The organism is Phycisphaerales bacterium (genome assembly GCA_040221175.1).
Classification (GTDB): domain Bacteria; phylum Planctomycetota; class Phycisphaerae; order Phycisphaerales; family UBA1924; genus JAHCJI01.
Genome location: JAVJVK010000013.1, coordinates 32,202 through 52,577, shown reverse-complemented (window position 1 = coordinate 52,577; position 20,376 = coordinate 32,202). Strand labels below are relative to the sequence as shown.

The following is a 20,376-nucleotide window of genomic DNA, read 5'->3' as shown; positions in this document are numbered from 1 at the left end:
ATTTGATTTTTCGTTGACTCGTTCAGTCATCATCGCCGTCGCCCGACAAGCGCCCGGCGATCGGCCAGACCACCCAGAGCAGCGTGAACAGCACGAGCACGATGCCCGCCATCGTGAGCACGCGCCAGGGCCAGGGCGGCAGCAGGTTCAGCACGGTCTGGCCCTCCAGCTCTGGCCCGAGGTAGCCGTAGTTGAGCCCGGTGATCCAGTTGAGCACGACGAGCGGGACCATCCAGCAGAGCGAGGCGAAAATGGCGGTCCTCAGGTCGCGCAGCTGCGGGCGATAGCCGCGGACGATGATGTCGTAGATGGCCCCGCCGACGATCTGCGTGTGGCTGATCCAGAAGAGCCAGAAGCGCGGGTCGCCCGGCCCCTGCACGACGGTGGGCGTAAAGAACGCCTGCGTGCTCAGGCCGATGCCCCAGAAGTAGAGCACGGTGCGCAGCCAGCGCGTGCGACGCGTGTGCGCGACGAGCAACGCGAAGGGCCCCAGCCAGCCGACGACGTCGCACAGGTGCAGCGGCAGGCTCTTGCCGACGTCGAAGTGCGCCGGCAGCAGCCAGTAGACGGTCGTGATGGCCTGCTGCACCAGCCAGAGGATGGCCCAGGCGTGCGCGACGCGCCGCTCGCCGGCGGTCGTCGAAGCGCGGCCAAGGGCGACGAAGGCGACGATGCAGGCGACGCCCGCGCCGGCGGCAAGGTAGTGCGTGGGCGTGAAGGGCGCAAAAGCCGGCAGGGCCGTCACGCACCCGCCCCCCCACCGACGGCCTTGTGCTCGTGGCGGAGCTGGCCGCAGGCGGCAGCGATGTCTCGCCCGCGGCTGGCGCGCACGTGGGTGGTGATGCGGGCGTCGGTCAGGATGTCCTGGAACGCGCGCACGTCCTCGGTGCGCGGCCGCTGGAACTCGAGCCCCTGCACCTCGTTGTAGCGGATGAGGTTGATGTTGGCGCGCATGGCGCGGGCGAGGTCGGCCAGGAGACGCGCGTGCTCGGGGCGGTCGTTGACGCCGCGGAGCAGGATGTACTCGAGCGTGATCTCGCGGCCGGTCTTGTCGAACCAGGTCTGGCAGGCCGTGAGCAACTGATCGACCGTCGCGTGCTCGGCCCAGGGGATCAATTGGCGGCGCAGCTCGTCGGTGGGCGCGTGCAGGCTCAGGGCGAGGGTGACGGGCAGGTCGAGCTCCCTCGCCAGGCGCTCGATCGCTTGGGGCAGGCCGACGGTCGAAATCGTGATGCGGCGCGCGCCGATGCCCATGCCCCAGGGCGCCGCGATGGTGCGCACGGCGTGGGTGACGCTCCTGAAGTTGGCCAGCGGCTCGCCCATGCCCATGAAGACGATGTTGCTGATGCGGCCGACGCCCTGAAGCTGGTTCAATCGCCAGACCTGCTCGACGATGCGACCGGCGGATAGATTTCCATCGAGCCCGCCCAGCCCGCTCGCGCAGAACTTGCAGCCCACGGGGCAGCCGACCTGGCTGGAGATGCACGCCGTGCGGCGCTCTCGCGTGTCGGTGCGGGGCTTGAGCTCGCCCTTGGGCGGCCAGGGGATCATGACGCACTCGGTCTGGCGGGCGGTGTTGCTGTAGGGCATCCCACCGGCCCGACCATCCTGTCCGAGGATCGGCAGGCGGTTGCCGGTATCGACCGTCGCGTGCTCGGCCGAGGTCGTGCTCAGGTCGTCGGGCCACTCGATGAGCAGCTTCTGCGTGCCGTCGGTGGCCAGCTGGTGGGCGACGGTCGGCCCGCTCAGGAACGCCATCTCGCGCGCGAGCGTCTCGCGGTCGCGCTTGCTCAGGTCGGTCATCTGGCCCGGATCGACCACGCCGCGCTCGTAGACCCAGGTGAGGATCTGCTTGGCCCGGAACGCCGGCATCGACCGCTCGCGGCACCAGTCGGCGAGGGTCTGCGGCGTGAACTGGAAGATGTGGTGCTCGGGGTGGCGCACGGGGGAGGGTAGGGGCCAGAGCCGGCCCCCACCGCTGCCATCGGCTCAGTCGCACCCCGCGTCGAAGGCGTCCTGGAACGCCAGGAAGTCGAAGATCGTCAGCTCGCCGTCGCCGTCGAAGTCGGCCTGAGCGTCGCCGTCCTGGAAGAGGTTGAGATACATGAGATAGTCGAAGATCGTGAGGGCGCCGTCGCCATCGAGATCGGCCGCGCAGGGCGGCGCCTGGCAGGCGTACCTCCCGACGTAGGCGCTGGCGACGCCGTCGAGCTGCGAGAAGCCGCCGCCGGCGTACAGGGCGGATCCGCCGGCTTCTGGAATGGAGCGGAGCGACACAACGGCGCCGTCTAGCTGTCCCCCGCGTCGCGTCCAGGCCACGCCGTCCCATCGGGCGAAAGTCCAAAACTCCGAGAGCACGGAGTCGTAGAAGCGACCGCCCACGTACAGGGCCGGACCCGAGCCATCGTCGAACACTTCGAGCGAATCGGCGATTCCACGCGTCGGCCCGTCGAGCGCGTGCCACGTGGCCCCATCCCACGCCGCAAGGTTTCTGGTAAAGCGACCCTCGATGTCTCGGAAATGGCCCGCGAGATAGAGCCGAGAGCCCGAACCGTCGTCGTGTGCGTGCAGGGAGGTAATCAACGGATCGACGCTCGTGATCCCTTGGCCCAGCGGAATCCATTGCTCGCCCGCCCAACGGCACACGCCGGCGTAGCGCCTCCCGCCGTCGAAACGAAATGACCCGGCGGCATAAAGGGCCGGACCGTTCCCGTCGTCGAATACTTCCAGGGCTTTTACCCAGGCGAACTCATGATCACCTGCAGGGCTCCATTGCGTACCGTCCCAGCGGGCCACGCCGGATGACCGCTCGCCGGGAACTGGACCGAAGGCGCCGGCTACGAAGAGCGAGTGACCACGGCCGTCGTCGAAGCTCTTCATCGCGTTGATCGTCGAAAAACCATTCGTGGGTCCAACGCCGACCGGCGACCAGCGGGTACCGTCCCAGCGGGCGATCGATCCCGCATCGGTCGAACCCGCCCGGGTGAAGTCACCGGCAGCGTAGAGCGAAGGTCCGCCTCCGTCGTCGTGCACCGCTAGGCTGGTGACTTGGGCATCGACGCCGTCGCCCAGTGGTGCCCACGCGTTCCCGCCCCAGCGAGCGATGAATGCCGTTTCGTCGACGCTGGCACGGGTGAACCCACCGCCGGCGTAGAGCGCAGCCCCGGACCCGTCGTCAAACCACTCGAGCGCCGCGACTGGGCCGTTCATGCCCGTGCCGAGGGCGTGCCATCGGGCGCCGTCCCAGGCGGCAGTCCCGGCCAGGGGCGTCCCCCCAGCCGAAGCGAGGCCTCCACCAGCCACGAGGGCGGGCCGACCATCGTGCTCGAAGATCGTCAGACCGCCGATCGATCCGTCCACGTAGCCGCCGAGCGCGTGCCATGCCTGGCCGTCCCATCGCGCGAGGCCGCCGCAACGCATGGCCCCGATCATGTCGAAGTCGCCGCCCACGAACAGGCTCGGTCCATCGCCCAGGTCGGCCGCAAACATGACGGCCGGGGTGTACTGCTCGAACGCAAGCCCTTCGACGGCCGCCCATCGAGTCCCGTCCCAGCGTGCCATGTGCGATGCATCTTGCCCATAGATGATCGAGAACCAGCCGCCCACGTAGAGCTCCGGGCCCGAGCCGTCGTCGTAGATCTCCATTGTGGCGACGTCGGGGCTGAAGCGGTCTCCCGGTGATCCGAGCGGCGACCAGGACTCGCCGTCCCACGCGGCAATCGACTGCACCGCGACGTCGTCGATCTCGCTGAACTGGCCACCGGCGATGAGCAGATCGCCTTGATCATCGCGCCACGTCTCGAATGCCTTCACGGGCCCCCGAGCGCCCGAGCCGAACGCCGACCATTGCGTGCCGTCCCAGTATGCGATGCGGCTGGCCTCGACCTCGCCGGCCCGCTGGAAGTAGCCGCCCGCCACGAGCATGGGGCCGTCCGGCCCCTCGAAGGCGTGCAGCGCGGCGACCGCATCGTCGATGCCACCACCAACCGCGGTCCACGCGTGGCCGTCCCACCGGGCGACGTTGGCGGCCTCGACGCCACCGGCGAGCGAGAACCAGCCGCCCGCATACAGCGCCGGACCGCGCCCATCGTCGAAGACGGTCAGCGCGTAGACGCGCCCGTTGATCCCCTCGCCCAGCGGCTCCCACGCGTGCCCGTCCCATCGGGCGATGTTGCCGACCACGGCGAAGCCGGCCACGCCGTACTGGCCGGCGACGTAGACCGCCTCGCCCCGGCCATCGTCGAAGGTGGCCACCGCCTGGGCGTACCCCGTGCCCGGCAGGCCGAAGAGGTCGGGCGTCCAGCCCATCTCGCACGGCTGGGCCATCGTGGCGACGGCGGACAGGAGGCAGGCAAGAATCGAACAGGATCGGGCTCGCATGCCCATTCTTCCGCGACCGATCGTCACCGGTTGCAGCGAGATGTTCGGCGTTCACCAAACAGATGGCACGTCCGATAGAGAAACCGCCCTGGCGCCCCCGAGAAGAGTTTCTACACGTGTCGGAGGAGTTCCTGACGCGTCATGAGCTCCTCCTGACGCGTCAAGAATTCCTCCTGACGCGTCCGGAACTCCTCCTCACGCGTCAGGAACTCCTCCGCACGCGTCAGGAGCTCCTGCTGACGTCCGAGGAATTCCTCCTGACGCGTCCGGAACTCCTCCGAGCGCGTCGGGAACGACGGCTCCAGCGCGTGATGGGCCGTCGGTCAGCCCTTGAGCAGCTCGGCCAGCTCTCCGGTCGGCTCCTCGAACGAGCAGCTCCCATAACTGAGGGCGAAGCGGGTGCGCTGCTCGACGGCGGTGGCGACGGGGACGGTGTGCTGCTTCCAGCCGATGTGCTGGTCGGAGAGGACGAAGTTGCGGCCGTTGGTCTCGGCCATGAGCTGGAGCGCCGTGTCTTCGTCGATGGCCCTCGCGCCGATCAGGATCGCCGCGACGAAGGTGTTGACGAAGCCCTGCATCGGGCCCATCGGCGGGTTGTCCTCGTAGGTCAGCCGGTACTCGCCCGGCAGCGCGTGGTGCAGGCCGGCGGTGCACTTGAACGCGACGCCCGCGGTGCGGCAGGCCTGCATGAAGCCGACGATCGGCCCGGCGGGGAGCATGGCGTCGGCCGTGACGCCCCCGCAGCGGATCTTGGCGGCCGCGCCCGTGCCGGCGAGCGCGGCGATGTAGCCGCGGATGTCTTCGTTCTGCGCGACCGGCACCTCCATCGCGATGGCCAGCTGCTCGGGCACGGCGTCGAGCAGGGCGTCGACGTCGGCGACGGCCTTGAGCGGCGTCTCGATGGCGTCGACGACGGCCAGGCCCTGGCTGGCGTCCTCGTGGCGGTGGTTGAATTCGCGGATGTGCTCGAGGCTCTCGGCCAGCGGCGTGGCGCTGTCGTGGGGCACGATGGCGCTGAGGCGCCAGGGCTCACCGTCGCCGGCCATCTCGGGGTAGCCGCTGGTCGCGAACGTGCCGGGCATGAGCATCTGGCCGGCCTTTGTGAACTCGTTCAATCGCGCCGCCGGGCAGACGAAGCGGCCGAGCATGGGGGCCCGGGCACTGCGGTGGTATCGCGCGAAGTTCTCGACGGCCGGGCCCATGCCGAGCTTCGAGGGCGGGAAGAGCCCGGCGTAGTCGATGAGGCCCTTGGTCAGGGCCTTTGCGGCTTCGGGGAGGGCGGTGCTGGTGGTGGATTGGGCCATGGTGGAGGATAGGGGAGGGGCGTCGCGGCCGAGCCCGGGGTGGCTCGTGGCTTATAGGACGGCGTCGGGCCGCATTGGCCGGATTCGTCGGGCGTATCTTGGCCCCCCGGATCGGCATGCAGTACCATGTTTGGCCGGCTTGGTGGGCGCGCGAGGCGTGCGGGCGTTGCCGAGTGGCCGCTGGATAACGGGTGAAGAGATCGGAGCGTGCGGGCGGCGGCGTGGCCGGCGTGCGGTGCGCGGGGTGGGAGTGGGAAAGGGAGCTGCATGAGAACGGTGAACCGGCGTGGGTGCGCGCTCTTCGGGCTGGTGGTGGGCGTGGTGGGCGGCGCTGCTATGGCCCAGCCCTGCGGCGACCCCTGGTGGCCGGGCCCGGGGTATGCCATCGACTCGACCGACACGATCGACTCGGCGGCCTATGCCGACCTGAACGGCGACGGGCTGGTGGACGTGGTGGCCACGACGGTTGGCCCCAACGAGTATCACGTGCTGCTGAACCTGGGCGACGGGCGGTTCGAGGCGCGGCCGGGGGAGCCGTCCACGGGCGTTTTGGGCAAGATCATCCTGGGCGACATCGACGGCGACGGGAACAGCGACCTGCTGGGCCTGGGCACGGTCGGGTCGATCCTGCTCAACACCGGCGACGGGCGGTTCGATTTCATCGGAGAGTTCCCCCTGGGCTCGGGAGCGGCCGACCTGCGGCTGGTCGACCTGGACGCCGACGGCGTGCAGGACCTGGTGGTCTCCAATGGGACGTCGCAGGACGTCAGCGTGCACCTGGGCCAGGGCGGGGGCGCGTTCGCCGATCCGGTGCGGTACACGGCTATGGGGTTGCCCAACCAGCTCGAGATCGCGGACCTGGACGGGGACGGGCTCGATGACGTGATCGTGGCTTCACGGACCAACGACGTGGTGCACATCTTCTTCAGCATGGGCGATGGCACGCTCTCCGAGGCGATGTCGGTGGCTTCGGGCGATCGACCCCAGCAGCCCCGGGCGGCAGATATGGACGGCGACGGCGACCTGGACCTGGTGGTGCCCAACTCCGACAGCGCCGACATCACGGTGCTGCTCAACGACGGCGCGGGGGGCTTCCCGATCAACCGCCGGTACCCCGGGCTCATCGCGCCGTTGCGCGTGGCCCTGGGCGACATCGACCTGGACGGCCACGTGGACGTGGTCGTGTCCGATCCCGCCGCCCGCAGCCTGACGGTGTGGCACAACCGCGGCGACTCTTTCCTGGAAGATCCATACTCGTTCTACGCCGGCCAGCTGGTGGGCCAGCCGGAAATCTTCGTGCTGGACGGCTCGGGCCGTCCGGGTGTCATCATCGCCGCCAATACGAGCGTGAATACGTTCCAACCATCGGGCGACCGATTGCGGACGCAGACCGTCATCGACGCGGACGTGCTGCCCCAGGACATGACGCTGGCGGACATGAACGGCGACGGGGTGGACGACCTGGTGATGGCGCTGCGGGACCCCGCGGCTACGGGCATTCGCCTGGGCCGTGGCGACGGAACGTTTGCCCCGGCCGAGCGTTATGGCGCTTCGGCGGAATCGCGGGGAGTGGCCACGGCCGACTTCGATGGCGATGGCGACCTTGACTTCGTGACCAGCCACGGGGAGGACCGCGCGCTGTCGGTGATGTTCAATCGGGGCGACGGGACCTTCGTGGGCCAGCGGCGATACTGGGCGGGATCGTCGCCGACGATTGCCCGGCAGGCCGACGTCAACGCCGATGGCATGACCGACCTGATCGTCGCGAACCGGGTCGCCGTGAACGTGCTGCTAGGCACCAGTGGATCTGGCTTCGAGCCGCGCGTGGAGTATCCCGTTGGCGATGTCGTCGAGGGCATCGACGTTGCTGACCTGGACGGCGACGGCGACCTGGACATCGTGACGGCCAACGAGAACAGCGAGGACCTGAGCATCCTGGAAAACCTGGGCGGCGGCGTGTTCGCCGTCGAGCGGCGGATCAACCTGCCGGCCTCTGCCAACAAGGTGATCGCGTTGCACGCCGACGCGGACGCGAACCTGGATCTGGCCGTCATGAGCCGGGACGCGGACATGGTGTACGTCCTGGCGGGATCGCCCACGGGCTTCGTCGCACCGGTGGGCTACGCGGTTGGCGACTTTCCGGTCGACACGGACGCGGGCGACGTTGACGGGGATGGAGACCTCGACCTGGTCGTGGCCTGCCGGAGAACCGAGGATATTCGAACGCTCTACAACGACGGCGCGGGCGGCTTCGGCCAGCAGTCATCGTTCCTGTTCGGCTTTCCCATCGATCGCGTCCGCCTGGGCGATCTCGACGGCGACGGCGACCAGGACATGGTCCACTCGCTCGCGTCGGGCTTGTACGTTCGCATGAACCTTGGCGGCGGGCTCTTCGGTCCGACGACACTCGTCGAGTTTCCGAGCAGCCAGTCCACGTTCCTCGGCCTCGCCGATCTCCAGTCCGATGGCGACCTGGACATTGTCATGAGGCTGAACAGTCAGGACTTCATCGGCTACGCACTCAACGACGGGAGCGCCGGCTTCGGTGCGTTTGATCTCCTGCCCGTCGGTCGCGCACCGCGCGATGCGGTGTTCTTCGACCACGATGGCGATGGCAACCAGGATGTTGTGGTCGTCAACAACCAGGACAGCGACGTCAGCCTCATCCGGGGTGACGGGGACCTGATGTTCGAGCGTCAGACCCTGCTGCCAGCCGCCGAAAACCCCACGAAGGTGGTGGCGACCGACATTGACGGCGATGGCGCACCTGACGTGGTCGCGATCACCGGCGGGCTAAGCATCTACTTCGGCAACAGCGACGGGACGTTCGAGGACGAGTTGCGCCTGCCCGTGGGCACCCGGCCGGTCGCGTTGGCCGCCGCCGACGTGAACGACGATGGCTTGCTGGACCTGGCAACCGTGAACGAGACCAGCGAGGACATCAGCATCATTCTCAACACCGGTGGGCGTTTATTCGCTGAGCAAGCGCGGTATCCCGCCGCTGGCAGGCCGGCGGACCTCGGCTTTGCCGATGCCAACGCCGACGGCGACCTGGATCTGCTCGTGTCCGTCGTGTTCGACGACGAGGTCCGGCTGTACGCCAACGCGGGCGACGGCACATTCGGGATTCGCTGGGCGGCGCGGGTGGGCGACGCGCCCCGTCAACTCGAGGTCGCGGACGTGAACGCCGACGGCCTGGACGACATCATCGTCCTCAACACGAACAGCGACGACATCAGCGTGGTGCTGAACACCGGTGATAGCCGGCTGCTGGATGGGCAGCGGTACGTGGCCGGGGAGGATCCGGGGCCCATGCTCGTGGCGGACCTGCAGGGCGATGGCGTTGTCGATTTTCTGGTCAGCGTGCCGCCCGACGGCCAACTGCGCGTGCTCGAAGGATACTGCACATCTCCGCGGTGCCGGGCCGACTTCGACGGCGATGGGTCGCTGACCATCTTCGACTTCCTCGCGTTCCAGAACGACTTCGACGCGGGGAAGCTCGCGGCCGACTTCGATGGCGACGGCGATTTGACGCTGTTCGACTTCCTCGTGTTCCTGAACGAGTTCCAGGCTGGGTGTGGGTAAGAGGTGATCGATATGTTCAACACGCATCGCGGCCTAACCCGTGGGATGATCGTGTGTGCCGCGATGCCGGCGAGCCTGGCGTTTGCCCAGATGACGTGCGAGGGTGTGCGATTCCCTCACGCGATCTACACGGGAGGGGGCATCGACGTTGTCCATTTGGCCGATCTGAACGGTGACGGACGGGACGACCTGATCACGAGTTTTCAGTCCTCGCTACCTTCTCTGAACGTTCGGCTGGCAGGGGAACATGGGTACTTCGGCGAGGCCGCTGAGTATGGCGCGAGGATCGGCACATCACGTATCCGAACCGCGGACTTCGACGGCGACGGGCACCTTGACATTCTTGTGGGAAAGCGAAGCGACGTGCCCGCGTCGATCTTCTTTAACCTCGGAGATGGCGCGTTTGGCGAGCCGATCCTGGTCGACCTGGGCGGCGGGCAGCCGGGCCTGGACGTCGCCGACGTGAATGGCGATGGGACCCCTGACATCGTCGTGTGCGGGCCGGAGTTCACCTTGCCCGGCGAGGTCCGCATCTTCCCCAACGACGGGCAGGGCGGGTTTGGCGCCGCCATCGTTCGCGAGGTGGGCGGCTTCCCCACGTCGGTGGCCCTCGGAGATTTCGACGGCGACGGCCACCCGGACATCGTCACCGCGAACACGCGGGACAACACCATCAGCGTGCTGCTCAACGGCGGCAACGGCCTGTTCTCGATGCCCGGCCGCAGCTATTCGGGGGGCTTCGAGGTCAGCACGATCGAACTTGCCGACATCAACGGCGATGGCACACTCGACATCGTGCTGGGCAGCGAAGAAGAGACCTTCCGAAGCATGACGATCTTCCCCGGCCTGGGCAACGGCCGGTTCGCGCCCGCATTGGACTATCCCACCGCCGTCGCACCACGGGAACTGGAGATCGCCGACCTGTCGGGCGACGGCATCCTGGACGTGGTCGTGTCGGGCCTGCGCGAGGACAACGTGGCCGTGCTGCTGGGCCGTGGCGATGGGATCTTCGAGGCGCCCAGGACGCTGCGTACGCCCGAAGACGCGGCGATTGCGGTGGGAGACGCCGATGGCGACGGTGTGCTCGATCTGGCGATCGCACGCAACAGCACGGGCGTGGTGCTGGGCGATGGCGCGGGCGGGTTCCGATTCCGCCGGAGCGTGGATGTTGGATTCGAGGTGCTGGAAGTTGCCGCGCACGATCTCGACGGCGACGGCGACCAGGATATCGTCGCCGGCGGTCGGGTGGGGAGTACCGATGAGACGATCGAACTGATCTGGAACGACGGTGGTGGGCGGTTTCGCCAACAAGCCCTCGCCGCGGGCGGCGCCTTTTCCGTCGGCATCGTGGTGGACGACTTCACCGGCGACGGACTGGCGGACATCGCAACCCGGGGCCCGCTTACCACGATCTGGGTGCTTCCGGCGATCCAGCCAGGGCAGTTTGGCGAGCCGATCGTGAGCGAACTGGATGAGGGTTCGAATGGCTTTACCGCCGGCGATCTGAACGGCGATGGGCTGCCGGACCTGGCGTTCCTTCGACGCAGCAGCCCCGACACCGTGGCTGTCATGTTCAACCTCGGCGGCGGGGCCTTCGGCGGATACACGCAGTGGTTTCTGACCGATGATCCCAACGACATTGCCATTGGCGACATCGACGAGGACGGCAATTCTGACGTGGTCCTGACGCTCGATCGCAATGAGGTGGCCGTGCTGCGCAATCTGGGAGGCGGGAGCTTCGCCGATCCTCAGTACGTCCGCATCGGGCGGGAGGAGATGTATGGGCTGGACCTACACGATGCGGACGGCGACGGCGACCTGGATCTGTTCGCGATCTCCGAGGCCGATCTCCTGGTCGCGCGTAACGACGGCGCGGGCGGCTTTCCAGAATGGACAACCTACCCGGCGGTCACCTCCGAACTGTTGAAGATCGTCGACGTCAATCTGGACGGCTTCGCCGACGCGGTGATCGGCGCAAGCACGATCCTGCTGGGCGATTCGGAGGGCGGCTTCTCTCCGCCGCTCAGCCACGAGACCGGAGGCCGCGACACCGGCATGGCGGTCGCCGACATGGACGGCGATGGCAAGCCCGACCTCATCGCGGCGGCGCGTGACCGATTCAGGTTCGGCATCCTGTACAACGAGACGCCGTGCGAGGGGTGCCGCGCCGACTTCGACGGCGACGGAGCGCTGACGATCTTCGACTTTCTGGCCTTCCAGAACGCTTTCGATGCCGGAGATCCGCGGGCCGACTTCGACGCGGATGGTGAGCTCACGCTCTTCGACTTCCTGGTCTTCCTGAACGAGTTCCAGGACGGATGCGGCTGATCATCTGCCTGGGCAGGCCGCCGTCCACCGAGCGTATAGTGAACACCGCGTCTGGTACGCCATGCCCCTGTAGCTCAGCTGGATAGAGCAGCGGACTTCTAATCCGCAGGTCCCTGGTTCGAATCCAGGCGGGGGTGCTTGGAGTTTCGCCTCGTCGGGCAGAGCCCCCCTCGGCGAGGTAGGAGATGGGGTAGGCGTGGTAGGTTGAAGGGGGTGGTAGAGGGGGAGGGGAAGAGGTCTCTGCCTCCCTCGATTCCTAACCTGTTGCCATGAGCACGAACCACACGCTTGTTCTCATCCGCCACGGCCAGAGCGTCTGGAACGCCGAGAATCGGTTCACCGGGTGGACCGACGTGGACCTGAGCGAACAGGGACGCAGCGAGGCGCAGAGGGCGGCCGAGTTGATCCGGGTCGAGGGGCTGGACTTTGACTATTGCTACACGAGCGTGCTCAAGCGGGCCATCCGCACGCTGTGGATCGTGCTGGACGGGCTGGACCGGATGTGGCTGCCCGTCGAACGCTCGTGGCGATTGAACGAGCGGCACTACGGGGCGCTCCAGGGCCTGAACAAGGCCGAGACCGCCCAGAAGCACGGCGAGGACCAGGTCAAGATCTGGCGGCGCAGCTACGACGTGAGGCCCCCGCTGCTGGAGGCCGGCGACGATCGGCTGCCGGGCGGAGACCCTCGGTATGCTGGGCTGGCTCGGGACGAGCTTCCGGCGGGCGAGTGCCTGAAGGACACCGTCGAGCGGGTGCTGCCGTGCTGGGAAGGTGAGATCGCCGCGAAGGTGAAGGCCGGCCAGCGGGTGCTCATTTCGGCCCATGGCAACAGCATCCGGGCGCTGGTGAAGCACCTGGACCAGATTTCCGACAGCGACATCATGGGCGTGGAGATCCCCACCGGCGTGCCGTTGGTGTACACGCTCGACGAATCGCTTAAGCCCATTGAAAGCAGGTACTTAGGCGATCAGGACGAGGTCGAGGCGGCCCAGGCGGCCGTCGCGGCACAGGGCAAGGCACGCTGAATCCGCTCGGCGCCGGGCGTAACGCCCGCACGGAGTCCGCATATCCCCTATGCGCAGGCGTCGCTGATTCACTTATACTGCGCACACACGACCACGCCGCGACGCGAGCGCGCGGCGGCATTGTCCGGCCCATCGCCGGGCGGCAGGAGCAGACCATGACCAAGCGTGATCGACTTCGCACCCTGGCCGGCCTGGCCGGCGCTTCCCTCGTTGCGGCGGGCGTGTGCGCCCCGGCACTGGCGCAGGACGGCAACCAGAACGAGGGCCAGGCGGCAAGCCAGATGGTGGGCGCGCACCGCGCGGCCGAGAAAATCATCGCCGACTACGAGGCGGTGGAGATGCCCGCCTACGACGCGAGCCGCCGGGCCGAAGAGGGCTACCGGGCCGAGTACATGGAAGCACGGACCGAGGCGATGCGCAAGCAGGCCGAACTGATCGGCGAGCTGTACCGCAGCCATCCGGCCCATGATCGTCTCGTCGAACTCATGCCCGTTCGCTGGAACGCCCTGATGGGGATGGGCGAGGCCGAGCGCGTGCTCGAAGAGTCAAAGGCGCTGGCCGGCAAGACCGACAGCAAGGCCCTGAAGGCCGAGGCGCTGTTCGCCCACGCCAACGCGGTGGCCCGCACCACGCAGTACGACCCCGCACAGGTTGGCGAGGCGGCCGAGCTGTTCGCCGCGGTGGCCCCCGAGGACCCGCGCAACGCCACGCTGATGATGATGACGACCTACTACCAGACCGACTCGGATAAGGTCGAACAGACCTACCGGACGCTGGCGGCCGACTTTCCCGAGACCCGCGAGGGCAAGCAGGCGGCGGCAAAGGTCTACCAGCTCGACCAGATCGGCAAGCCCTTCGAGTTGAGCTTCGAGGAGGCCACCAGCGGCGAGCCCATCGACATGAGCAAGCTGCGTGGCAAGGTCGTGGTGGTCGACTTCTGGGCGACCTGGTGCGGGCCGTGCATCGCCGAGATGCCCCACATGAAGAAGCTCTACGCCGCCTACAAGGACAAGGGCGTGGAGTTCATCGGCGTCAGCCTCGACCAGCCGCGCAACGAGGAAGACCCCAGCAAGGACGGCCTCGTGAAGCTGCGCAATTGGGTGAAGGACAACAACGTCACCTGGCCGCAGTACTACCAGGGCAACGGCTGGAGCAGCGAGTTCTCCAGCGGCTGGAAGGTCCGCTCGATTCCGTGCGTCTTCCTGGTCGACCAGCAGGGCCGCCTGGTGACCCCCAACGCCCGCGGCAAGCTCGACGAGATGATCCCCGAGCTTCTGGGCATCGAGCCGATCGAGCTCGAGGGTGAAGAGCAGGAGGGCTGACCTGGCGCTTGGTGTCGCCTGAGACGTCGCTCAAATTCGTCCAAGAGGCCCGCCAAACGGCGGGCTTTTTCGTTGGTTGCATACATTTCTTCCATGAGCCACCCCCACTCTGCCGTCAGCGTCGAGAACAAGCCCGAGCCGGTGTTTGCCCCGCCCGCGGGGGCCCAGCGGGCCGAGCCCGAGGGGGCGATGGTCGACGTGATGGGCGGGGCCAGCCGGTGGACGATCCCGCTTCACGAGCACGGGTTCGTCGCGCTGGTGGACGCCATGCCGCGGCTGGTGCCCGAGGGACAGACGGCCGACCAGGCCGTGGTGCAGGCGGCCCGGGTGAGCTATGGGGCGGGCACCAAGAAGGTGAACGAGGACCGCGGGCTCATCCGCTACCTGCTTCGGCACGAGCACACCACGCCCTTCGAGATGGTGGAGTTCAAGTTCCACGTGTCGATGCCGATCTTCGTGGCGCGGCAGTGGATCCGCCATCGTACCGCCAACGTGAACGAGTACTCGGGCAGGTACTCGGTCATGCCCGATCGCTTCTACCGCGTCGACCTGGAGCACGTGCGCAAGCAGAGCACGAGCAACCGGCAGGGCGGCGAGGACGTGCTGAACACGGGCGACGCCGAGGAACTGAAGACCGCGCACGAGTTCGTCGAATACCTCGACCACGTCGAGGGGCTGTACAAAAAGTACGAGAAGCTCATCGAGCAGGGCGTGAGCCGCGAGCTGGCGCGCGTGGGGCTGCCAACAAGCCAGTTCACGCAATGGTACTGGAAGTGCGACCTGCACAACATCCTGCGGTTCCTGAAGCTTCGGCTCGATCCGCACGCGCAGCAGGAGATTCGCGACTACGCGCAGGCGATGCACGACCTGATCGCGCCCATCGTGCCGGTGACGATGGAGGCATGGCGCGACTATCACCTCCAGAGCATGCGGCTGACGCGGCTTGAGATCGAGGCCATCGCCGGCCTGGCCAGCGGTGGTTCGGGCGAGTTGAACAGCGACAACAAGCGAGAGAATGCCGAGTGGCAGGCCAAGCGAGAGCAACTGGGCCTGGAAGCCAAGCGATAGGCCAGCCATGGCGCTCCGGCTGCTCCAGATCATCCTTCCCAGGCGGCACGACCTTGAGGTCCGCGAGGTGGTTGGCCGCCGGCCTTCCAGCACGATGTGGAGCGAGCCTGCCAGCGAGGATCGCGTTCGGGTGAGCATCGTCCTGCCCAAGGAAGAATGCGATGATCTGGTTCGCAAACTGGACGCGCAGTATTCCTCGGTCGATGGCTTCCGCCTGATCCTCGAGGCCATTGAGGCGACGCGGCCGCAGATCGAAGAACCCAAGCCCCCACCCGAGCCGGACCCGTCCGACGACGACGGGACATCGAAGCTGCGCGCGTTCTTTGGCGGGCGGGTCGCGGGCGATGAATTGGTCGACGAGATGCTCGCGGGCGCCAAGCCGTCGCGCGTGTTCTTTGCGATGGTGGTGCTCTCGACGGTGGTCGCCGCGGCCGGCCTGGTGCAGAACAGTGCCGCGGTGATCATCGGCGCGATGGTGATCGCGCCCCTGCTGGGGCCGAACCTCGCCCTGTCGCTCTCGCTGACGCTGGGCGACCTGCGGCTGGCCAGGCGTTCGCTCATGACGAACATCATGGGCGTGGGCGTAGCCGTGACGCTTGCGATGGGCGTCGGGCTTTACGCGCAGGCCAGCGCGGGCGCAGACGATCCTCAGACGAGCGAACTCTTCGCCCGCACCGTGCCGCGCGTCAGCGACATCGCTATTGCGCTGGGTGCGGGGGCCGCGGGCACGCTGGCATCGACGACGGGTGTACCGGCCACGCTGGTGGGCGTCATGGTGGCCGTCGCGCTCCTGCCGCCGCTGGTGACCTTCGGGCTGCTGCTGGTGAGCCCCAACGCGACGATGGCGCAGGCGGCCGGCGCCTTGCTCCTGACGGCGACCAACGTGATCTGCATCAACCTGAGCGCGATGGCAATGTTCCGGCTGCAAGGCGTTCGGCCGGCCACGATGCTCGAGAGCCGCCGCGCCCGCGCGGGGAGCACGTACGCGATGCTGTTCTGGGCGCTCTTGCTGGCGGCGCTGGTGGCGATCATCATCGCGTGGCCGGCCGTGATCGATCGCTTGCCGGGCGGCGCGCAGTTCCTCGACGCGGCCGAATCGTCCCAGGCGACACCGGACGGATCAGGCTGACGCGGGCGGGTTCAGTTTGACGCAGCCTCGAGATCTTCGGGCCGCACACGCTCGGGCGCAAAGGCCATGGCAATCGAGATCGTCGACACGAAGAAGAGCAGCGTTGCAACCGGCAGCGTCCAGCCCAAGGCGTCCATGGCCCCGCGACCGAACTGCGGCGCAGGGGGGCCGCTCTTTGGCATGACCATCAGCGACGCGTCGAACTGCCAGGTACCGAACTGGAGTTCGTCATCGCGTCGCTCGGGCGCGGGCTCACCGGCGCGCCGGGCCTCGCTGACGCGGCGGTTAAAAGCTCGCTCGCTCTCGGGAAAGCGGAGGACTTGCTCTCGGAAGCCGCCCTCGGGAAGCAGTTCGACGAACTGGAAACGCCAGTCGCCGCGCATGACCTGGCCGAAGCTGTCCTGATCGACGCCCGGCCTCTGCAGGCGAACGACCGCGGCGAGTCGCTCATCGGCGGTGCCCGCGTCGATCTCGGCCATGAGTTCCTCGATCGACTTGCCGCTGCGCGGCGCGAACCGGAGGACCTTGAGCCACGCGTCGTGTCGCTGCAGGCCGGGCACCTCGGTGGGCAGGGAGGTCAGCCCGGAGCGAAGGCGGATGGTGTCCTGGCCGTACCGCAGGACGACGACGTCGGCTCCGTCGGCGTCCACCTCGTCGGTGAAGCTGACGGGCGTGTCGTTCCACAGGAACTCGCGAGCGGTGATGGGCTGGAAGACGTAGAGCTCGCGGCCGGAGTCGCGGTTGTAGCGGTCGAGCCGCTGGGCCATGAAGTATCCAAGAACGACGACCGCCGCGAGGCTGAGGAGTGCGGTCGTAAGCCAGAGGGTGCGTCCGCGGTGCCATGCAAATGGCTTGCGCGTGATCTCGTTCCCGGTCGTGTCCATGGTCTCCGTTCGGTTGGTGTGGCTCAGTGCTCCCCGCCGTGGGACTGGTCCTTGCCGTGAGCGCCCTCGGTAGCCGCATCGGCGCTGAACAGGCCCGCCGTGAGGCCGTGCATGGCGCGCGTGCGATCGGGCGAGCGCATGGGCTCGTCGTGCCCGTGGTGCGGGTGCTTCTTAGCGGCTTCCTTCTCGTAGGCAGCCTCGCCGATTTCCTGGATCTTCTTGTCCTTGGCGTACTGGTACATTGCGACGCTGATGGTCTCGTCCTCGCCACGCGTCAGGTTGCCCAAACCGCCCGCCTGGATCTGCTTGGCCTTCCAGTCGTAGATCTCGGTGCGGTTGCCAAGGTCCATGGCGGTCAGGCCGATGAACAGCCCCACGCCCATGAGGGTGAAGAGGAAGACGAGCAGGTTCAGGCGGTTATCCCACTTGAGGTGCATGAAGATCGCCACGACGAAGATGGCCTTGATGGTCGCGATGCTCATGGCGATGAACACGTTGACCAGCGTGGGAATCTCGAGCGCGAACACCTCGGCCACCCAGATCTCCGCTCGCGAGGCTGCGACGGTGAGGATCGTGAAGAACACGAGGACGCCCAGCACCGCACGCAGCATGAACTTGCTGGTCACGTGGTGGTCTTCGCCGTCGTGGCCGTGCTCGCCCACCCCGTGGTGCTCGGGGTGGAACGCGTGCGGATCGGCCATGTAGTCGGCGTACTGCGCGTCGGTCATCTGCGAGGGGTCGGGCCGGGGATGTTCGTGCTGGGCGTCGCTGCTCATGTCTGGCTCCGAAAGTGGTCTCGAGGTCGTCCGTCGTGTCCCGCGGCGCGTCAGTGGATGAGGTACAGCAGGGGGAAGAGGAAGATCCAGATGAGGTCGACGATGTGCCAGTACAGCCCGATGTTCTCCATCGCCAGGTAGTTCTTGGGTCCGTACCAGCCCTTGGCGTTGCGGTAGATGAGGTAGCCGATCAGGCCCATGCCGATGACCACGTGCGACGCGTGGATGCCCGTGGCGGCGTAGTAGAGCGACCACCACATGGGCTCCATGGGGTTCTCGGCGTAGGGATAGTTGAACAGGACGCCGGGCCGCTTGCCCTCGGCCCACTTGGGCCCGTACTCGAAGATGAACTTGATCAGGAGGAACGCAAGCGCACACAGCCAGGTGATGACCAGGCAGATCTGCGCCCGGGCCTTGTCGCCCAGCTGGGTATGGCGGATCGCGGCGGCCATGGTGTAGCTGGACCACAGCAGAATGAGCGTGTTGGCGCCACCGTAGACCCAGTTGAGGTAGTGCGACCCGTTGGCGAAGGCCTCGGGGTACAGCATGCGCATGATCGCATAGCCGCAGAACAGGCCGGCAAACAGCAGCACCTCGGTGCCCAGGAAGAGCCACATGCCCAGCTTGCCGGCGTCGAACTCGTCGTCCCTGGTCCGCCAGTGGTGGCCCTTTTCGACGGTTTCGTGCAGCGGCTTGGGCCCGGCGGGCATGTCACGGCCTGAGGGTGGATTCATCGTGCTCATACGAGGCTCTCTTTGGCAATCACGGCGGGACGAACCGTCCCGATCGTCGGCAACTCAGTGCAGATCGGTCTTCTCAGGCAACGGATACTCGGCCGGATCGGTGTGCGGGGGCACCACGCGGTCGTACGCGTAGGGACCATGCTTGACGATCGGCTCGTGGGCGAAGTTGTGCTCATCGGGCGGCGAATCGGCGTGCCACTCGAGCGTCATGCCGCCCCAGGGATTGGCCGAGGCGGTCTTGCCCTGGAGCAAGGCGTGGATGAACGTGAACAGGTGGACGAGGAAGCCGGCCAGCAGCATCCACGAGCCAACCGTCGAGATGATGTGCATCCACTGGAACTCATCGGGATAGCTGGCATACCGGCGCGGCATGCCGTGGGCTCCCATGATGAACTGGATGAAGAAGGTGGTGTTGAAGCCCAGGAAGACAAGCCAGAAGCCCAGCTTGGCGGGCGTCTCGGCGTACATCTTGCCGAACATCTTGGGCCACCAGTGGTGCAGGCCCGCCAGGAAGGCGATGACGGTGCCGCCGAACATGACGTAGTGGAAGTGGGCCACGACGTAGTAGGAGTCGTGGAGGTGCATGTCGGTGGACAGCGTGGCCAGGGGCAGGCCGGTCAGGCCGCCGATGGTGAAGAGGAACAGGAAGCCCAGCGTGTAGAGCATGGGCGTGTTGAAGACGATCGAGCCCTTGTAGAGCGTCGAGATCCAGTTGAAGACCTTGATGGCCGTCGGCACGGCCACGAAGAAGGTCAGGAAGCTGAAGATCGCCGCCGTCAATTCGCCCTGGCTGGTGAACATGTGGTGGCCCCACACCAGGAAGCTCACCGCCGCGATGCCCAGCGAAGCGAAGGCGATGGATCGATAGCCGAAGATCGGCTTGCGGGCGTGGACGGTGATGGTCTCGCTGATCACGCCGAAGGCAGGCAGGATCATGATGTACACCACCGGGTGGCTGTAGAACCAGAAGAAGTGCTGGAAGAGCACCGGATCGCCGCCCAGGCGCGGATCGAACAGGCCGAAGTTGAACAAACGCTCGAAGATGAGCATGAGCGTCGTGATGCCGATGACCGGGGTGGCAAGCACCTGAATGATGGCCGTCGCGTAGATGGCCCACACGAACAGCGGCATGTCGAACCAGCCCATGCCCGGGGCGCGGAGCTTGTGCACGGTGACCACGAAGTTCAGCCCCGTCATGATGGAGCTGAAGCCCATGATGAACACGCCCGTGATCATCGCGACCAATCGCCAATGGTCGGCATCGGTCATGGTTGAGTACGGGGTGTAGAGCGTCCACCCGGTATCGATGCCGCCCACCAGGGCCGACGCCAGCGCGAAGAGCGAACCGAAGACGTAGACGTACCAGCTTCCCAGGTTCAGGCGGGGGAAGGCCACGTCCTTGGCGCCGATCATGAGCGGAAGGAAGAAGTTGCCCAGGCTGGCCGGGATGCCTGGCACGATGAACATGAAGGTCATGATGGCGCCGTGGAGCGTCATGGCGCGGTTGTAGATGTTGTTGGCTGTCGCGCCGTCGCTCGCAAGGAAGGCCAGGCGCTGACCCGTGGTCACGCTCTCGCCCGCCTGGTTGATCACGATGCGGGTGGGCTCGAGCAGCTCGAATCGCACCGCGAGCGCCATGACCCCGCCCAGGAAGAACAGGATCAGCAGCGCCGTGAGGTACATCACGCCGATCTTCTTGTGGTCGACGGTGGTCGCCCAGTTGGCGATGTCGGCCCACAAGCTGCCCTTCGAGGTCAGGTAGGACCCATGGTGGCCGCCGCCGTGCTGGGGGGCCGAACCGGCATGGGAGTCAAGCGAACTCATCGTGCGCC

Annotated in this window: 14 protein-coding genes and 1 tRNA gene; 7 read left to right on the top strand and 8 right to left on the bottom strand. The window is 67.0% G+C overall.

What is annotated here, in order from left to right:
* Positions 1-22: 22 nt before the first annotated feature.
* From RIE32_10225 to RIE32_10210, 4 genes are all read right to left on the bottom strand, one after another.
* Entirely contained in the window at positions 23-745 is a 723-nt protein-coding gene (locus RIE32_10225) for a TIGR02206 family membrane protein (GenBank protein ID MEQ9096627.1), read from the bottom strand.
* Positions 742-1,944, bottom strand: coding sequence for a 23S rRNA (adenine(2503)-C(2))-methyltransferase RlmN (gene rlmN, locus RIE32_10220; GenBank protein ID MEQ9096626.1), 1,203 nt, complete (start codon positions 1,942-1,944; stop codon positions 742-744). The genes RIE32_10225 and rlmN overlap by 4 nt, the downstream gene beginning before the upstream one ends.
* 45 nt (positions 1,945-1,989) lie before the next feature.
* Complete coding sequence (locus tag RIE32_10215; protein ID MEQ9096625.1) at positions 1,990-4,380, bottom strand: GC-type dockerin domain-anchored protein; 2,391 nt, start codon at positions 4,378-4,380, stop codon at positions 1,990-1,992.
* Between the two features lie 323 nt (positions 4,381-4,703).
* Positions 4,704-5,684 carry a hypothetical protein gene (locus tag RIE32_10210; GenBank protein ID MEQ9096624.1) on the bottom strand — a complete coding sequence of 327 codons (981 nt, stop codon included), beginning with the start codon at positions 5,682-5,684 and terminating at the stop codon, positions 4,704-4,706.
* 267 nt (positions 5,685-5,951) lie between these two features.
* Here RIE32_10210 and RIE32_10205 point away from each other — a divergent pair, with 267 nt between their 5' ends.
* From RIE32_10205 to RIE32_10175, 7 genes are all read left to right on the top strand, one after another.
* Entirely contained in the window at positions 5,952-9,269 is a 3,318-nt protein-coding gene (locus tag RIE32_10205; protein MEQ9096623.1) for a VCBS repeat-containing protein, read from the top strand.
* Positions 9,270-9,314: 45 nt separating this feature from the next.
* Complete coding sequence (locus RIE32_10200; protein ID MEQ9096622.1) at positions 9,315-11,597, top strand: VCBS repeat-containing protein; 2,283 nt, start codon at positions 9,315-9,317, stop codon at positions 11,595-11,597.
* A gap of 63 nt (positions 11,598-11,660) precedes the next feature.
* A tRNA-Arg gene (locus tag RIE32_10195) sits at positions 11,661-11,734 on the top strand.
* Positions 11,735-11,866: 132 nt separating this feature from the next.
* Entirely contained in the window at positions 11,867-12,622 is a 756-nt protein-coding gene (gene gpmA, locus RIE32_10190) for a 2,3-diphosphoglycerate-dependent phosphoglycerate mutase (GenBank protein MEQ9096621.1), read from the top strand.
* Between the two features lie 155 nt (positions 12,623-12,777).
* Complete coding sequence (locus tag RIE32_10185; protein MEQ9096620.1) at positions 12,778-13,944, top strand: TlpA disulfide reductase family protein; 1,167 nt, start codon at positions 12,778-12,780, stop codon at positions 13,942-13,944.
* Positions 13,945-14,037: 93 nt separating this feature from the next.
* A complete protein-coding gene (gene thyX, locus RIE32_10180) occupies positions 14,038-15,012 on the top strand; it encodes an FAD-dependent thymidylate synthase (protein MEQ9096619.1) in 975 nt (324 codons plus the stop codon).
* 7 nt (positions 15,013-15,019) lie between these two features.
* A complete protein-coding gene (locus RIE32_10175) occupies positions 15,020-16,141 on the top strand; it encodes a TIGR00341 family protein (GenBank protein ID MEQ9096618.1) in 1,122 nt (373 codons plus the stop codon).
* 11 nt (positions 16,142-16,152) lie between these two features.
* Here the strand turns inward: RIE32_10175 and RIE32_10170 are convergent, their stop codons facing one another.
* Genes RIE32_10170 through RIE32_10155 form a run of 4 tightly spaced genes read right to left on the bottom strand, consistent with a single transcriptional unit; the run spans position 16,153 to position 20,368 of the window.
* Entirely contained in the window at positions 16,153-17,025 is an 873-nt protein-coding gene (locus tag RIE32_10170; protein ID MEQ9096617.1) for a hypothetical protein, read from the bottom strand.
* Between the two features lie 23 nt (positions 17,026-17,048).
* A complete protein-coding gene (locus RIE32_10165; protein MEQ9096616.1) occupies positions 17,049-17,801 on the bottom strand; it encodes a cytochrome C oxidase subunit IV family protein in 753 nt (250 codons plus the stop codon).
* A gap of 50 nt (positions 17,802-17,851) precedes the next feature.
* Complete coding sequence (locus RIE32_10160) at positions 17,852-18,544, bottom strand: cytochrome c oxidase subunit 3 family protein (protein ID MEQ9096615.1); 693 nt, start codon at positions 18,542-18,544, stop codon at positions 17,852-17,854.
* Between the two features lie 54 nt (positions 18,545-18,598).
* The gene (locus RIE32_10155; protein MEQ9096614.1) at positions 18,599-20,368 is read right to left on the bottom strand and encodes a cbb3-type cytochrome c oxidase subunit I; all 1,770 of its coding nucleotides are present in this window, start codon (positions 20,366-20,368) and stop codon (positions 18,599-18,601) included.
* Between the last annotated feature and the right edge of the window lie 8 nt (positions 20,369-20,376).

What these genes read in the sequence shown, in the direction of transcription:
- RIE32_10215 (MEQ9096625.1), bottom strand. Translation starts at nt 4,380, where the DNA reads ATGCGAGCCCGATCCTGTTCGATTCTTGCCTGCCTCCTGTCCGCCGTC.
- RIE32_10210 (MEQ9096624.1), bottom strand. Translation starts at nt 5,684, where the DNA reads ATGGCCCAATCCACCACCAGCACCGCCCTCCCCGAAGCCGCAAAGGCC.
- RIE32_10205 (MEQ9096623.1), top strand. Translation starts at nt 5,952, where the DNA reads ATGAGAACGGTGAACCGGCGTGGGTGCGCGCTCTTCGGGCTGGTGGTG.
- RIE32_10200 (MEQ9096622.1), top strand. Translation starts at nt 9,315, where the DNA reads ATGATCGTGTGTGCCGCGATGCCGGCGAGCCTGGCGTTTGCCCAGATG.
- gpmA (MEQ9096621.1), top strand. Translation starts at nt 11,867, where the DNA reads ATGAGCACGAACCACACGCTTGTTCTCATCCGCCACGGCCAGAGCGTC.
- RIE32_10185 (MEQ9096620.1), top strand. Translation starts at nt 12,778, where the DNA reads ATGACCAAGCGTGATCGACTTCGCACCCTGGCCGGCCTGGCCGGCGCT.
- thyX (MEQ9096619.1), top strand. Translation starts at nt 14,038, where the DNA reads ATGAGCCACCCCCACTCTGCCGTCAGCGTCGAGAACAAGCCCGAGCCG.
- RIE32_10175 (MEQ9096618.1), top strand. Translation starts at nt 15,020, where the DNA reads ATGGCGCTCCGGCTGCTCCAGATCATCCTTCCCAGGCGGCACGACCTT.
- RIE32_10170 (MEQ9096617.1), bottom strand. Translation starts at nt 17,025, where the DNA reads ATGGACACGACCGGGAACGAGATCACGCGCAAGCCATTTGCATGGCAC.
- RIE32_10165 (MEQ9096616.1), bottom strand. Translation starts at nt 17,801, where the DNA reads ATGAGCAGCGACGCCCAGCACGAACATCCCCGGCCCGACCCCTCGCAG.
- RIE32_10160 (MEQ9096615.1), bottom strand. Translation starts at nt 18,544, where the DNA reads ATGAGCACGATGAATCCACCCTCAGGCCGTGACATGCCCGCCGGGCCC.
- RIE32_10155 (MEQ9096614.1), bottom strand. Translation starts at nt 20,368, where the DNA reads ATGAGTTCGCTTGACTCCCATGCCGGTTCGGCCCCCCAGCACGGCGGC.